Consider the following 14,675-nt stretch of genomic DNA (forward strand, 5'->3'; position numbering starts at 1 on the left):
GCCCAGCCGGAACCCTCCGACGACCCATCATGACCCGAGTCTGAATCCCGAAACCCCACCTGGCCAGCCCACCAAGATCTTCAGGACATTCCTAGTACGGCCGGTAGCCGCCACCTCGTTCAAGGGACGCGATGCCGGGGTGGCCGCCAAGGTTGCCGTAACGGCTGTAGGTGTACAGGACTCCCGCGATGATGTTGTCCACCGGGTCCAAGATCTTGCCGTGGCCGGGCAGGGAATGCGCGTTGAAGGTCGGCGGGATGGTCTGCATCAGCCCCTGGGAGGGCACGCCGTTCTTGGCGTTGATGTCCCAGTTGTTGATGGCGTTGGGATTGCCGCCGGATTCGTGGTAAATGATCGTCCAGATGCGCTCGACGTCCTTGGGATCGTTCGCGTCCAGGTCGCTGACGTCGATGCCGCGCTCTCGCATGGTGTCCGCCATCTCGGGTGAGCGGATGATGGTGAGCGCCTGCTTGATCCACTCGACGACCTCGGCCTTGGGCGCGGGCGTGCCCGCACCGGGTGAGGTCCCGCCACCTGCGCCCGCGCCGCCACCACTCGCGACTTGCGTCTGGTCGACTGGTGTCCTGGTCCAGATAACCTTCTTGTCGCCTGGATCGAAGTCGGCTCCGCCGGGATCCGGAATGCCGGTGAAGAAGCCGAAACTGGTGCTCTGTCCGGATCCGCCTGCCTTGATATGCCGGCTCAGCGTGTCCCGGGCGGCCACGACCGCATCCTCTGCCGTCTTGACGTGCCCTCTGGCCAGGTCGATGTTGGTGTTCATCAGGCTGGTCATGCTGGCGTTCCCCGCCAGCGCGACCGTCGCGGTGGTCTGGTCGGTGCCGTTCTTCTCCATGTAGTCCTTGATGTGCGCGGTCGCGCTGGTGATCGCCCCCTTGCACAGCGCGTCGACGCTGGCATGAGCGCTCTCCATCGTGTTGGCGATGTTGTCGAGTGTCTGCGCGCAGGCACGCACTGCCGCGTTGAACTCTTCGCCCGCCTTGGGATAGAGGCGTATGTGCCGGTCGAAGGCGTCCGCGGAGTCCCCCTCCCACTTCAGGTCCACGTCGTTGACGTACCTGATGAGGGCGGAGGTGATGTCCGCTGCGCGGAACGAGCATGCTCGCCAGGCGGAAGCGATGTCCCTGATGGCCTGGGGGCGACCGGTCACCTTCTGGAGCAGGCCCGACAGCTCCCCACCCCGCGGTAAGTCGGAGATGTCCACTGGCGTGAGGATGTTCATGCGCCGGAAGCCGTCGCGGCCGTGCGGAGGTTGGTCTCCACATCGTTGAGCGCCCGCTCCACGCTCTCCAGCTTGATCCGTCCGGCATCGATCTCGGCACGAATGGCGGCCCAGGCCGCGTCCATCTTGCCGGTTAGCTCGGTGACGTTGTTCAGCATGCCGAAGAGCGTGGCGTCCGTCCGCTCGTCAGGGACCTTCGACTTACTGTCAGCAACGATGTCGTCGAGCTTGAACTCGTTGGCCGCCGTGCGGACCCGCACTCTGCACTCGTCGAGTGCCTTGTAGGAGACATCCACGATTCCGGTGCTCATCAAGATCGCACTATCCTTCCCTCGGTTCCAGGAATGCCGTCTGGATCAGCCGGTCTCCGGTCTTCCGATCCACGAAGAACCCGCGGCCAGGCGGGAGCTGCTGCGGGCGGACCTTGCCGAACAGCACGCCCTCCTCCCGGTCACCCGACATGATCAGTGCTGGACTCGCCATCTCCTTGAGCCGCTGCACCGCATGGTCGTACATGGCCCGGTTGGCGCCGCCCATCTGGCGGGCCAGGATCAGGTGCAGTCCGATGTCACGCGCCTGGGGCAGCAGCTCCGCCAGCGACTGCAAGGGGCTGTTGGAGGTGGTGGACACCAGGTCGTAGTCGTCCACGACGATATAGAGGTCGGAGCCAGTCCACCAGCTGCGGGCACGAAGTTGTTCAGGGGTGAGGTCGGCGGGCGGAAGGCGCTTGAGCAGGGCGAAACGAACCTCCTCCACCAGTTCGGCGGCAGCCGTGCTCGATGCCGCGTAGCCGATGCGGTGGTCGGTCACTGCGGTGTCCAGCAGTGACCGACGGTAGTCCAGGACGATCATCCTGGCTTCCTTAGGCGTCTTGCGCGCGACGATCCCCTCCATGATCAGCTTCAGCACGTTCGACTTGCCGCACCCGGTGTCGCCGAAGACGATGAAGTGCGGATCGGTCTCGAAGTCGAGCGCGACCGGAGAGAGCGTCGCCTCGTCGATGCCGATCGAGATGCGGTTCTTGCCGGTCTGCTCGGGGCCCGGCAAGGTGGCGGCGGGCAGCAGCGACGGCAGGAGGCGTACAGGCGGAGCGACCGGGCCCTGCCACGAGCTTCTGACAGCCTCCACGAGCGAGCCGAGCCCGTCGGCGAGATCGTCGGCCTTGCGATGCCCGTCGATGCGGGGCAGCGCCGACAGGAAGTGCTTGCCGTCCCTGGTGAGCCCGCGTCCCGGCGTGCTTTCGGGTACCGCCAGCGACGCGTTGCGACTCACCTCGGACTCGTAGGCGTCGCCGAGCTTGAGCTCGATCCTGGTGCCGAACAGGTCGCGGATGCCCGGCCGGAACTCCGACCACTTGTTCGTGGCCGCCATGACATGGATGCCGTAGCCGAGCCCACGCGCCGCCAGATCGGTGATCACCTGTTCCAGGCTCTCGTGCTCCTGCCGGATGGTCAGCCACCCGTCCACCACCAAGAACACATCGCCCCAGCCGTCGCCCTCGATGCTGCCGTCCGCGACCCGCCGGCGGTAGGTCGCGATCGAGTCCACGCCGCGTCCGGCGAAGTCCCGCTCCCGCTGCTGCAGGATCGTCGAGATCTCGGCGATCGTGCGGCGGACCCTCTCGGCGTTCTGCCGGTTGGCCACCCCGCCCACGTGTGGAAGACCCTCCAGCGCCGACAGCGTGCCGCCACCGAAGTCCAGGCAGTAGAACTGCACCTCCTGGGGAGTGTGCAGGAGCGCCATGCTGGTGATCAGCGTGCGCAGTACGGTGCTCTTCCCGCTCTGGGTGCCGCCCGCGATGCCGACATGGCCGGCCGCGCCGGACAGGTTGACCCAGTACGGATCACGGCGCTGCTCGAAGGGCTTGTCGACGACGCCGATGACGGCATGCAACCGCCCTCTGCCGTCCCAGCCCGGTATCGACAGCCCGAGCTCCGGGGTCGACGTCAACGGCGGCAGCAGGTGCGCCAGGGTAGGAGGCTCTCCCAACGGCGGCAGCCAGATGCGGTGCGCGGCCGGGCCGCGTCCTTCCAACCGGCTGACCATGATGTCGAGCAGGCTGGCCTGCGACCCGCTCTCCTCCGCCTCTGCCGGCGCCTGCGGCTGGGGCTTCTCGGCAACGGGCAACGGTGTGGGGTCCGGCCGGAACACGACGATCTCCCGCGCTGCCGGCTGGCCATCGTCCGCCAGCTGCCTGGCGTCCGGCTGATAGGCGCCGGAGACGTACGCCGCCTTGAACCTGATCATGCTCGTGGTCTCGAACTTGAGATAGCCGTTGCCCGGTGTAGAGGGCAGCTCGTAGGCGTCTGCCACGCCCAGCACCGCCCGGCTCTCCATGGCCGAGAACGTACGCAGGCCGATCCGGTACGACAGATGCGTGTCGAGCCCCCGCAGTCTGCTCTCGTCGAGACGCTGGGAGGCAAGCAACAAATGCACACCGAGCGAACGGCCGAGCCGGCCGATCATCACGAACAGGTCGATGAACTCGGGCTTGCTCGACAGCAACTCGCTGAACTCGTCCAGCACGACGAAAAGCGTGGGCAGCGGCAGCAGGTCGGCGCCCTGCTCCCGGGCACGCTCGTAGTCGCGCAACGAGGCGTAGTTGCCCGCCGACCGCAGGAGCTCCTGCCTGCGCACCATCTCGCCGTGCAGCGCGTCGTGCATGCGGTCGACCAGCGGAAGCTCGTCCTCCAGATTGGTGATGACAGCCGAGACATGCGGAAGGGACTCCAGGCCGAGGAAGGTCGCACCGCCCTTGAAGTCGACCAGGACGAAGTTGAGGATCTCCGAGGAGTGTGTGACGGCCAGTCCGAGCACCAGCGTGCGAAGCAACTCCGACTTGCCGGAGCCGGTGGCTCCGATCAGCAGGCCGTGCGGACCCATGCCGCCCTGCGCCGACTCCTTGATGTCGAGCTCGACCATGCGGCCGTCCGCGCCGAGTCCGATGGGCACGCGAAGCCTGTTGCGGCCGGCCCGAGGCCGCCAGGTAACGTTCGGGTCCACCCTGCGGGGGTCGCTGATGCCCAGCAGGTCGGTGAGCGTCGTGTTGATCGCCAACACGTCCTCGCCGTCGCCGCCGCTCGTGGAAGAGGCCCGGAGCGGAGACAACTGCCTCGCCAGCCCTTCCATCCAGACGAATGCGAGCTTGTCCGGCGTGCCGAGCCGGGTCTTGCGCTCCTTGCCGGCGTGGTCGAGCTTGACCATGTACAGGCCGTCCTCCTGGAGGTCCAGCCGCAGCGTGTTGCTCTCCTCCACCGCGCCGGTGGTGTCGGTCAGATCGATGACGGTCACGCCCTGAATGGCGTCGCTGCCGAGCTGCGAGTCGTGCGGCATGTGCCCGCCGTCCACGATCACCACATGGTACGGCAGCGAGTCCGCGGGCGAGCCGGGCTGGAACCTCGGCCGCTCCCTGAGCTCACTGCCGACGAGCTGGTCCAGCTCGCCGAGATTGTCGGCCATCAGGCGGACGTTCCCGGACGCGTCCAAGGCGTCAGGGTGCAGGGCGTGGGGGAGCCATTTGGCCCACTCCCAGTGGGGCATGCGTTCCTCGCTGGCACAGATCATGATCCGCATGTCGTCGGGGGAGTGGAAAACGGTGAGCTGGGCGATCATGGCACGTACGAGATCGCGGACCGCCATGAGGTCGCCGGTGAGCCGGATCCGGGCGAAGGAAGCGAGCGCGACCGACACCGGAAGCCGGGAGACGGTCGAGTGGGCCCGCATGAATCTCCGCAGCGCACCGGCCGACAGCGCGTCCAGGTCCTCCACGGGTTTGGAATCCGGAGGAAAAAGCTGGATCGCCAGCTTCTGCACGCCGGTGCCGAGCCGGATCGTGCCGAAGTCCTCGTCGCGAGGACGGCGCTCCCACAAGCGGGGGCCCATCGCGATCCACCACAGCGAATCCGGCTCAGGGCCGCTCCATTCCAGGGCTTCACGCTGCTGCTTGGCCGCGCGCTGGGCCCTTCTCCGGACCTGACCGAGATAGCGGAAGTAGTCGCGGCGAGCGCCGTTCAGCCGGTATTTGCGCTCGCCGGCCTGGCGGCCCATCTGGCTGATGGTCATGCCGACCATGGAGACGGCGAATAGGCCGCTCGCCACGTACATGATCGGGTTGGAGTTGCCGCCCGTGGTGAACATGAGCGCCATCGCCGCAGCCCCCGCCACCATGGGCAGGTACGTCAGTACTAACATGAAGCCTTGGCCCTGGACCTCGGGAATCTCCGGCGGAGACTCGAGCATCACTTCTCCGCGAGGTGGCGTGGGGCCGGGACGGCGCTCGGGGCGCCGGACAACCACTTTGCTCACGCGACGTTCTTATCAGAAGTGACCCGCTATCTTCCGGGTTGTCCGTGATCTTCATGAGACGGAGTGGACCGTGGAATCGATGGTTCAGCAGCCGCCTCTGCCTCCGGCAGAAGGCCTGAAGAACTCCTCACCGACACACTCAGGGCCGATCCAGCAGGGCGCACTCGCACAGATGCCGCTCCCGCTGCCGGTGCTCTGCAATGTCACGATCGTGGGCCCCAGCCGAAAAGTCGATCTGACGCTGCCGGCCGACATACCGCTGCCGCATGTCCTGCCAGGGTTACTGCGCATGCTGGGTGAAGTGGGCGGGGACGCCGCTTCATCACCGGGATGGGTGCTGCAGCGGCTCGGCGGTGCTCCGCTCGACCTGGAACAGAGCCTCAGCACCCTCGGCGTGCTCGACGCCGAGGTCCTCTACCTCCGCCCGCGCGAGTCGATCCTGCCGCCCGCGATCTTCGATGACGTTGCCGACGTCGTCGCCACAGGTGTACGCGCGGGGACGGGCAAGTGGACCCCGGCACACACCAGCACGCTCGCCGCGGCCGGCGCCGCAGGCGTGCTCGTCCTCGGCGCCGCCGGACTTGCCATGGCGGGCCTGCCTCCGCTGATCGGTACGACGGTCTTCGCCGTGCTCGCGTTGCTGCTGGTCATCGCGGGCACCGTGGTGGCGCGCGCCCTGGGCGACGCCACCGCCGGCGCGCTGCTCGGCCATGCGGCCCTGCCGTACGGCTTCCTGGCGGGGCTGTTCGTTCCCGCAGGCAACGGGAGCCTCGCCGGGATCGGCGCCCCTCATCTGCTCGCCGCGCTCGCTTGCACGGCGCTCGTCGCGGCCGTCGCGGGGATGATGATTGCGTACGGACTGTCCGGCTTTCTCGGCATGTCCATCGCCGCGTCGTGCGGTGCGATCGGCGCGGCCGTGGTCATGGTGACAGGAGCCGCACCGGCCGGGGTGGCGGCCGCGGCCATCGCCGTGTTGCTGGCCCTCACCCCGCTGGTGCCGGCACTGTCGTTCCGGCTGGCCGGGGTGCCGCTGCCGGCCATGCCCACCACGGCCGAAGAGTTGCGCGCCGACAATCAGCGGCTCGACGCGGTGGCGATCCAGGAGCGCACGGTGATCGCGCAGCGCTACGCCACCGGACTCATCGCCGCCGTCGCGCTCGCCGCGCTCGCAGCTCAGGCGCTTCTGGTGCTGCACGACGGGCTGATCGCTTACATCATGGCCTGCACGCTCTCGCTGACGCTCGTCATGCGCGCCCGCGTCTTCTCCGGCCGTGGCCAGCGGATCTGGCTGGCGGGCTCCGGCATGGCAGGGCTGGCGATGCTGGCGTTCACCTTCGGTTCCAAGGGCGGGATTGTCGGCGTGCTCGCCGTGGCGATCTGCGTGCTGTGGACGTCCCTGCTCATGGTGGGCATCGGCAGAAGTTTGGCCGCAGGCAATCCATCGCCGTTCTGGGGCAGGGCCGGCGACATCCTGGACGTATTGCTGATCGTCGAATTGTTCCCACTCGCGGCCGGAGTGCTCGAAATCTACACCTGGATGCGCGGGCTTTCGGGTTGATACGTTGCTTGCCCGATTCGGCTGAGGAGTGAGAGCTGTGCAGGAATTCGGAGATTTCGCGAACATCGACATCGACAAGCTGCTCAGGGACGCCGGCGAACAACTCGTACGCATGGAACAGCTGCAGAAGGACCTGGACTCCTACGTCGGCCGGGGACAGGATGAGAACGGGCTGGTGGTCGTCGAGTGCAGCCAGCTGGGAGTCGAGGAGCTGCACCTACACCCCAAGGCCATGCGCATGGCCTCTGTGGAGCTCGCCGGGCTCATCAAGGCAGCCGTGAACGAGGCGGCCCGCGACCTGCAGAAACAGATGGAGGAGGGACTGAGCGCGGCCTTCGGCGACTCCGAGAACAACCCCATGAAGTTCGTCAACGATCCGGACGCGGCCCTGAAGCAGATCAAGGCCGCTGAGGCCGCCTACAACCGGACACACGAGGACGTGATGGGCGAGCTCAACCGCATCCGGCAGCAGTTGCAGCTCTGAGTTCGAGCTCGTCGGTATTTCTCACTGCGACGATCCTTTCAGCGGGCGCGGGGCGCTCCCATTTCGATAGTTGGCGCACAGCGCAGGCTCTGTTGGCGACCGGTGCAGAAAATGCCGGGCCAATCCAGAAACAGTGATCAGCGAGGCATCGGCTGAATAACATGCGACTGATGTTGTTTCGCGGGGGAGCCCAACCCATCCACGTCGACCGGTTGACCGCCCCATGAAACAAGCCATGTCTGCTTGGAGGTCCAGTGTCACTGTACGGAGCAAGCCCGACGCAGCTGACCAACGCTGCGGGGTACTGCCAGGACACCGCGCAGTACATCGAAGGCATGCGTCAACGGGTTCAGAGGATCAAAGGCGATCTGACCACCCAGGACTGGCGGGGCGGCGCGGCCGAGAAGTTCAGCAAGGCGCTCGACCAGTGGGATCTTGAGTTCAAGGCCGTGATCAAGATCCTCGAAGACATCCATGACCGGCTCAACATCGGCGCCGGCGTCTACCGGAACGCCGCCGACCAGAACATGGAACTGTCCGGGTCCTTGACCAGGGACGGGGCTGGCCGGATCGACGCAGTGATCAACAACAAATAGCCGACCGACGCAACGGAGATCGCAGTGACCGTTCCCGATGATCACACATACGTCAAGTTCGGCAGCATGGCGCAGGCCTACGACGCCCTCAAGCAGGTCGTGGGCGAACTCGACAAAGCCACAGACGATCTGTTCGCCGACATCAAGAGGGAACTCGGCGCCAGCTGGGAAGGGGCGGCGGAGCAGTTCTTTAACGCCAAGAAGGACCAGTGGAATGCGCATGAGCAGGCGATGGGCAGACAACTGTTCGAGGCGGCCAGATCCGTTGACGTCGCTCGAGGCAACTACGAGGCCGCAGAGCGGCGCAACATCGCCATCTGGACGGATTGACCACCGTCGTTCGCTACTTTCTCCTCGGTCACCGCGGTGACGCGGTGACCGAGACGACGCTTCTACAGGGATGAGTGATGGGCAACCCGGATCGTGATGCGAACATCGATCCTCTCCACCTAGATCCGCACACGGCCGAGAAGTTCAAGAGCGACGAGAGGGTTCACGAACCCTCGACCATGCGATCGATCGCCACGGCACTGTCGCAGAATCTGCAGTCCTTGGAGAGGACAGGCATCCCCGGACCCACCTTGGCCGAGGTCCAGATCGGCTCCACACAGTTCGGCGAGTGGACGGACGCCAAGATCTTCGGCGCGACCGCAGGCAAGGACAGCGCAGGACAGAAGCTTGGACGAGTCCACGCCGAGTTCGTCAAGGCATACAAGAACGTCATCGCAGCCATCGAAGCCAGTGCCGGCAACCACGCCGAGGCGGATGCGCGAAACGAGAGCGCTTGATCATGGCTGACAGCGGTACGAAACGCGAGACGCTCACCATCTGGGGTGACCAGGCACCCACAGGCCAGACGGAGAACCATCCGAAAGCGGAGATACGCCGGCTGCTGGGGACGTCTCAGCAGGAACTCATCAAAGGGGCGGGATCCGCCTACATCGGCGCGGCGGAGGCGGTCATCAACGCAGTCGTCGGAATCGAGGATCACGCCGGCAAGATCCTCACCATCTGGCAAGGCCCGGACGCCGACAAGGCCCGCGTCGCGCTCGAGCTCATGTACGCCACAGGCCGCGAGCTCGGGCAGAAACTCGCGCAGATGGGTCGCAGCCTGGAGACCTACGCGAGTTACATCCCCGTGGCCATCGCTGAGGTCGACGGCATCACGGTGGACAAGAACGACGCGAAAGTCCAAGAGATCGTCAACCACCACATGCGCTTCTACCGGGTCGATCTGGTCGGCATCGAGTCGATCGCCATCGCCGAGGTGGAGAACGGCAAGGCGCAGGAGGCACTGAAAAGGCTCAACGAGAAGATCCGCGACCTCCACCTCGTCTCCGTCCCCTTCGACATCACCTACGAACTGCCGGCTGTGACGATCCCGGCGGCGGCAGGTGCATCGATGACAGTCGAATACCGGAGTCGAAGCGGCACCGCAGGCTCCGCCTCCGGCATCGGTGATGTCGGCCAGGACGAGACCGGCAGCGCAAGCGTCGGCAACTCGCCTGGGACGGGCAAGGGCGTCATCGGCGGCGAGCAGGACGATGACCGGCCGGGTCACGAAGGCAACATCACGCCGGTGACTCAAGCGGGAGGCGCACCCAGCCAGGACCGGCCCGTCCATGAGGACGATTCGGGTGAACACCGACAGTCCGGCGGTCAAGACCGTTCCAGTGGCCAGGAGCAATCCGGCGATCAGGAACAGCCTGGTAGTCCGGGGCAGGCGACCGGCGAGCGCGCGGACACCGAGGCCGCGCCACCGGTGATCGGTGCCCAGGCCACGACCAAGCTCGGCGACGCCGCACCTCAGACGGACCCGGCCCGGACGGAAGCCTCGGCCTACCAGCCCGTGACGCCCACGGCTCCGGCCACCATCGGCGGCACTCCCGGGCATGCGGTTCCCCCAACCGCGACTCCACCCCCGACGGTGGCACCCCCCGGTGTCCCATCGGTGATCGGGTCTCCGAACGCCTCGCCCGTATCCGGCGCGGGCCCCGTGACGGTTCGTGCGGGGAGCACGGTGGGCGCGTCCAGCATGCCGTTCCTGCCGATGATGGGAGGCGGCGCCGCGGCGGGAGACTCGGGCGGCGATCTGGATCGCAACACCTACCTGGCGGAGGACAGGTCGGCCTGGAACAGCGGCCATGAGGTGACGGAGCCGGTCATCGGATGAGCGATCAACAGCCCAGTCAGCAGCCGGGGGCAGCCACTGGCCAGCAGCAGGCCGCGGGCACTGGCCAGCAGCAGGCGATGGCTGCAGGTCAGCAGGTTTTTCCGGTCTACAGCAACATGCCGGTAACCCCCCAGATCTCGCCCCCTTCCTCCGGTCTGTCATTCAAGGAGGGTGGACTCGAGGCGGTCAGTGGTCGGATCGACGGCTCGACCGGGCTCTTTGGCAGCTTGCAAGGCAAGGCCAGTGAGATGGGTGTCCCGTTCCCGAGCTTCGGCGTGATCGGCATGGGAGTCGCCACAGCCCATGACAAGGCGATCGAAGCCCAGTCCTCAGCCCTGGCACGAGGCCGAGAAGCGCTGGAAAGCTGGAAGAGCGCACTTAAGGATGCCGCCGCCAACTACAAGGCGGCTGAGGACCCCCCCACTGACGGTCCGGGCATCACCGGTCCGGGCATCACCGGTCCGGGCATCACCGGTCCGGGCATCACCGGTCCGGGCATCACCGGTCCGGGCATCACCGGTCCGGGCATCACTGGTCCGGGCATCACTGGTCCGGGCATTGAAGGTCCAGGCATTGAAGGTCCGGGTACTGGCGGCCCTGCGAGTGTGGACCAGCCCGGTGTGCCGAAGACGACCCTGCCGGAGGCCCAGCTGCCCGACACGGATCCGATGGGGACCGATCTGCCGAAGACGGACATGCCGGGCACGGACCCACCTCATGTCGACCTGCCGAAGACAGACATGCCCGGAAACAACCTGCCCGGCGTTGCCAACCCCGATATGAAGGTCCCCGACATCGATTCCGTTCTCAACCCGAATCGGAACACCACCGACCTTTCCTCGTTCAACCCCAATACCCCACAACTCAACGGGGTGCCGAGCGCTGACTCGCCAGACGTGAGTACCCGAACGGGCGTCCCTCTCGGTTCGCCGACGGGCAACGGTGTGGTCTCGACCAGCGGTGTAAGAGCGCCTGGTCCCGCCCTTCCTGGCGGCATGGGCAGCGGAATGCCGATGATGCCCATGATGCCCATGAGCGGTGCGGGAAACGGAGCCGACGAGCGCGACCGGGAGCAAGCCGCGTTGTTGTCGGAGGAAGAAGGCGTGTGGGACGACGACGAGGACATCGCCCCCGAAGTCATCGGCAAGGAGTGAGATATGGGCCACGCGGGCGCCGATCCCTTGAGTGCGCATCCAGCGGCAGCGGTCGGCTCAGCGGTTACAGGCGGCTACGACAAGGCCAAGGGAGCTGTCAGTTCTCTGTTCACCTACGAGAACGGCAAATGGCTTTACGGGGCCGCAGCGGCCACCGCAGGTAGCGCCGCGCTCATCATCAAAAGGCCATGGGCTAACTATGTGGTCTTGATGATCGGTGTCATGACCTCTAACCCGGGCGGGATGTCCTCGTCCGGTCACACCTGGCGCACTCTTGATGCCGGCGGATCGACGCATGAACTCCACCAACTTCAAGATGACCTTGCCATGTTGAAGGCTGAGCTCGAGAAGCAGGGCAAGTGGGAAGGTGCGGCCCGCGCGAAATTCGATGAGGCCTACGACACATTCATGGAATCTGTCAAATCGCTCGAATCCACACGAAACGCTACGGGGGAGGCGGTCGATCAGAGTGCGAGACTGTACTACATGGGGGCGAAAGCATTCATGGTCATTGCCGGAGGGATGCTGACGTTCGCGCTGGCCATGCTCGCCATCAACCGCTACTTCCCGCTCGCCTCCGTGGTCGATCATAAAGTCGGGAGGACCACGGTCAACGCGGGAAGGCAGATACTGCTCAAACAAGGTGTCACAGTCGCCGCCCTCGGCTACCTCATGCACCTGGCCATCCAAAGGTCCGAGACCACCGGGAAGCTGTTCCCCCGGGTGTCGGCCATCCCGACCGAACTCAGCTCCTTGAAATCTGGCGGCCTGCCGGAATTCACCGGCGCGGGGCTCAAGTACGACCAGCAGGCCGGCTTCATTCCGCTAGCGGATGATGCGGCGCTGAACGGCGGCCTCGACCAGCTCTGAGACGGGTGCTCCGAACCGCGAGATGACGGCAGCGACTGGCCGAGCTTCTGGACGGCAGGCGCGTGTGTCCCCTCGATCATCGATCCACTGCAAGCTTGGAGGAAGTTGTGGCGCAGTTGGACAGTGGCTGGCAGCTGGACCCGAACTGGCCGGGGCTCGTAGCCGAGCGAGACGCCGTGACGTACAGCGGTGACACGCTGCGGAAGATTGCCGCGGACCTGGAGGAAGCAATGTCGGAGCTGACAGGCTTCAGCCCGAGCGGAACAAGGAGTATCAGCGCCGCGCCACACGGTTCGCTAATCGACCTCCAGATCCATACCGATCTTTCGATGTTCATCAAGGAGCTTGTGCAGGTGGAGAACTGGCCAGGCGGCAGGGCGTTCGCTGAGGCGCTCAAGGCGGGGCACACCGAGATCCTCGATGTTTACGCGCAGGTCAACGGCAAGCTTGAGGTCGCGCTGAAGCTGATCTTAGAAGGCGCGGGCACCTACACGGTCACGAACATGGTGAACGAGGGCTGACACGATGGCTGAGGAACTGAACAAGCCGCACATCATCCGCCCCTACGGGCCGGTCGCGTTCTCCGTGGACGACGACGGCAGAAGCGTCGCCGAGGTCAAGGACAGGTTCCTGCTGCGAATCGACCCAGCGAGTGTCAGCAAGGCCGGCGCCGCCTACGTGGACGCCGCCACAAAACTCGAGAAGTTCAACGAAGTGGTGCGGTCCGCCGCTGTAGAGATGGCGAAGGTGTGGGAGGGGCCGGCATCGGTCACTGCGCAGCAGGCGCTTCGCACCTTGCACGCCACCATTCGTGAGCTCGCGCAGAAGGCCCGGGCGTTCGGCACCCCGCTCATACCTCTGGGCGAGCGGTTGCTCGATCATCAGGAGTTCGTCCAGAGCAACTCGTCGGCATGGAGTAATAACTCCTACACTTACAACGACAGCATCCCCGGATGGTACAAGACCATGGACAAGGGGTGGGAGTACGGCTCTCAGGACGAACTGGCGGGTCAGCATCTTCGCCTGCTGAACAACGATCTCGCCAAAACCTATGAGCAGTTCCCGACCTACGTCTACAAAGCGCTTCCCGATATCAAGGACCCGCAATACGCGCCACCCAAGATCGAGCTGGATGATGATCCCCACGAGTACCACGTCGACCCAGCGGTCCTCCGTCCGCCGGGTGGCGAACTGAAGGGCCCGGGAATCGACGTCGGCGGCGTGACTCCGACGATCGACGGCGGGCCTGCCGGCCCTCCCGATGGCGGCATCGATGCACCTGGCGCGTTCGACCCTGATGGCGCGTTCCCCGATCGCGGCTCCGAGGACGGCGGCGTGGACGGCGGCGTTGGCGCTGACGGCCGCTATCCTGACGGCACGTACCCCGTTGGTGCCCCCCTGAACAACGATGGAACGAACGGCAGCAAGTCGGTCTCTGCGGGCCCTAATGTCGCCAATCCGAATTTAGCTGTTGAAAACCCCCGAATTCCAGATATGGCAGGCCAAGACCCTTCGGACTCGCGCACCAATTTGCAGGACTACCAACGCCCGGTGACCTGGGATCCGAATGCTGTCACCTCATTGCCGAACGGCAGCTTGCCCAACTCTCACACGGGTGTCGGTACCGGGCCGGGGACGGGCATGGGCGGCAACCTCATGGCCGGCCCGGCCGGCCTTGGGCGCAACGCCAGGTCTGCCTCTGCCGCCGGCATGCCGTTCCTGCCGATGGCCGGAGCCGGAGCAGGAGCGGGCGCGAACGAGCCGAAGGACAAGGAGAACAGCACCTGGCTCCACGAGGATGACGACGTCTGGGGCGCCGACACGGATGGTGCCGTCTCCGACAAGATCGGTTGATCGGAGAAGGGCGCCGAACCGCTGTGGCTGGGCGCGCCTTTGCGGCGCACCGCGGTTGCTCCGTGAGTGCGCCTGCATCAGAGATCTGCTGGGCGGGTCCGGCATCCGCGCTACGGCGCGCGCAGGCGTGTACTCGGCTCATCCGTCTTCGTCGAAGAACTCCTTCTCGTATGCCTCCAGCGCGGATTCCCGCGAATGATAAGAGGCGAAATCGATGGTACGGCCGCTTTCCCGTAGAACCAACAGCGGGCCGACCCCCATCAGAACGTCTGCCGCGTCACCGGTGCGTAGATATGCGGGCGTGGTGAAGACGAACAGCCATCCGTACGGCTTCTCGATCGTTCCGGCGGTATTAATGACGATCGCCTCCTCCCCGTCGCCGGGCAGCAGTTCGCCGACGAACTCGCGGGCGATTCGTTCGGCCTCGTCTTTGTGGATCAT

The 14,675-nt window shown here is 65.6% G+C and carries 14 protein-coding genes; 10 read left to right on the forward strand and 4 right to left on the reverse strand.

The genetic code is table 11. The annotated features are described in order from the left end of the window. Positions 1-91: 91 nt before the first annotated feature. Genes AB0I79_RS00005 through eccCa form a run of 3 tightly spaced genes read right to left on the reverse strand, consistent with a single transcriptional unit; the run spans position 92 to position 5,479 of the window. The gene (locus tag AB0I79_RS00005) at positions 92-1,240 is read right to left on the reverse strand and encodes a transglycosylase SLT domain-containing protein (protein ID WP_357865144.1); all 1,149 of its coding nucleotides are present in this window, start codon (positions 1,238-1,240) and stop codon (positions 92-94) included. Continuing rightward, positions 1,237-1,551: a hypothetical protein gene (locus AB0I79_RS00010; RefSeq protein ID WP_357865147.1), complete on the reverse strand. Its 315-nt coding sequence runs from the start codon at positions 1,549-1,551 to the stop codon at positions 1,237-1,239. Before AB0I79_RS00010 ends, AB0I79_RS00005 begins: the two co-directional genes overlap by 4 nt. Positions 1,552-1,561: 10 nt before the next feature. Then, complete coding sequence (eccCa, locus tag AB0I79_RS00015) at positions 1,562-5,479, reverse strand: type VII secretion protein EccCa (RefSeq protein WP_357865150.1); 3,918 nt, start codon at positions 5,477-5,479, stop codon at positions 1,562-1,564. Between the two features lie 145 nt (positions 5,480-5,624). Between eccCa and eccD the strand changes: the two genes are divergently transcribed. From eccD to AB0I79_RS00065, 10 genes are all read left to right on the forward strand, one after another. Next, positions 5,625-7,103, forward strand: coding sequence for a type VII secretion integral membrane protein EccD (gene eccD, locus AB0I79_RS00020; RefSeq protein ID WP_357867030.1), 1,479 nt, complete (start codon positions 5,625-5,627; stop codon positions 7,101-7,103). Positions 7,104-7,140: 37 nt separating this feature from the next. Next, positions 7,141-7,587 carry a YbaB/EbfC family nucleoid-associated protein gene (locus AB0I79_RS00025; RefSeq protein ID WP_357865151.1) on the forward strand — a complete coding sequence of 149 codons (447 nt, stop codon included), beginning with the start codon at positions 7,141-7,143 and terminating at the stop codon, positions 7,585-7,587. Positions 7,588-7,841: 254 nt separating this feature from the next. After that, complete coding sequence (locus AB0I79_RS00030) at positions 7,842-8,183, forward strand: WXG100 family type VII secretion target (protein ID WP_357865154.1); 342 nt, start codon at positions 7,842-7,844, stop codon at positions 8,181-8,183. Positions 8,184-8,207: 24 nt separating this feature from the next. Then, complete coding sequence (locus AB0I79_RS00035; protein WP_357865157.1) at positions 8,208-8,513, forward strand: WXG100 family type VII secretion target; 306 nt, start codon at positions 8,208-8,210, stop codon at positions 8,511-8,513. A gap of 77 nt (positions 8,514-8,590) precedes the next feature. Continuing rightward, positions 8,591-8,971 (forward strand): hypothetical protein, encoded by a 381-nt coding sequence (locus AB0I79_RS00040; protein WP_357865160.1) that lies wholly within the window; start codon positions 8,591-8,593, stop codon positions 8,969-8,971. Next, on the forward strand, positions 8,968-10,356 hold the full coding sequence (locus AB0I79_RS00045) for a hypothetical protein (protein WP_357865162.1): 1,389 nt from the start codon (positions 8,968-8,970) through the stop codon (positions 10,354-10,356). The genes AB0I79_RS00040 and AB0I79_RS00045 overlap by 4 nt, the downstream gene beginning before the upstream one ends. Continuing rightward, complete coding sequence (locus tag AB0I79_RS00050) at positions 10,353-11,510, forward strand: hypothetical protein (RefSeq protein ID WP_357865165.1); 1,158 nt, start codon at positions 10,353-10,355, stop codon at positions 11,508-11,510. The genes AB0I79_RS00045 and AB0I79_RS00050 overlap by 4 nt, the downstream gene beginning before the upstream one ends. Before the next feature lie 3 nt (positions 11,511-11,513). Further along, positions 11,514-12,380, forward strand: coding sequence for a WXG100 family type VII secretion target (locus AB0I79_RS00055; RefSeq protein WP_357865167.1), 867 nt, complete (start codon positions 11,514-11,516; stop codon positions 12,378-12,380). Positions 12,381-12,487: 107 nt separating this feature from the next. Beyond that, on the forward strand, positions 12,488-12,901 hold the full coding sequence (locus tag AB0I79_RS00060; RefSeq protein ID WP_357865170.1) for a hypothetical protein: 414 nt from the start codon (positions 12,488-12,490) through the stop codon (positions 12,899-12,901). A gap of 4 nt (positions 12,902-12,905) precedes the next feature. Beyond that, on the forward strand, positions 12,906-14,234 hold the full coding sequence (locus AB0I79_RS00065) for a hypothetical protein (protein WP_357865172.1): 1,329 nt from the start codon (positions 12,906-12,908) through the stop codon (positions 14,232-14,234). Between the two features lie 138 nt (positions 14,235-14,372). On the opposite strand, the gene AB0I79_RS00070 is transcribed toward AB0I79_RS00065, so the two are convergent. After that, entirely contained in the window at positions 14,373-14,675 is a 303-nt protein-coding gene (locus tag AB0I79_RS00070) for a YrhB domain-containing protein (RefSeq protein ID WP_357865175.1), read from the reverse strand.

Source organism: Nonomuraea sp. NPDC050202 (assembly GCF_040656115.1).
Classification (GTDB): domain Bacteria; phylum Actinomycetota; class Actinomycetes; order Streptosporangiales; family Streptosporangiaceae; genus Nonomuraea.

Excerpts from the sequence above, each read along its gene's own strand:
- AB0I79_RS00005 (WP_357865144.1), bottom strand. The coding sequence starts at position 1,240 with ATGAACATCCTCACGCCAGTGGACATCTCCGACTTACCGCGGGGTGGG.
- AB0I79_RS00050 (WP_357865165.1), top strand. The coding sequence starts at position 10,353 with ATGAGCGATCAACAGCCCAGTCAGCAGCCGGGGGCAGCCACTGGCCAG.
- AB0I79_RS00055 (WP_357865167.1), top strand. The coding sequence starts at position 11,514 with ATGGGCCACGCGGGCGCCGATCCCTTGAGTGCGCATCCAGCGGCAGCG.
- AB0I79_RS00040 (WP_357865160.1), top strand. The coding sequence starts at position 8,591 with ATGGGCAACCCGGATCGTGATGCGAACATCGATCCTCTCCACCTAGAT.
- AB0I79_RS00010 (WP_357865147.1), bottom strand. The coding sequence starts at position 1,551 with ATGAGCACCGGAATCGTGGATGTCTCCTACAAGGCACTCGACGAGTGC.
- AB0I79_RS00070 (WP_357865175.1), bottom strand. The coding sequence starts at position 14,675 with ATGATCCACAAAGACGAGGCCGAACGAATCGCCCGCGAGTTCGTCGGC.
- eccCa (WP_357865150.1), bottom strand. The coding sequence starts at position 5,479 with ATGCTCGAGTCTCCGCCGGAGATTCCCGAGGTCCAGGGCCAAGGCTTC.
- eccD (WP_357867030.1), top strand. The coding sequence starts at position 5,625 with ATGGTTCAGCAGCCGCCTCTGCCTCCGGCAGAAGGCCTGAAGAACTCC.
- AB0I79_RS00065 (WP_357865172.1), top strand. The coding sequence starts at position 12,906 with ATGGCTGAGGAACTGAACAAGCCGCACATCATCCGCCCCTACGGGCCG.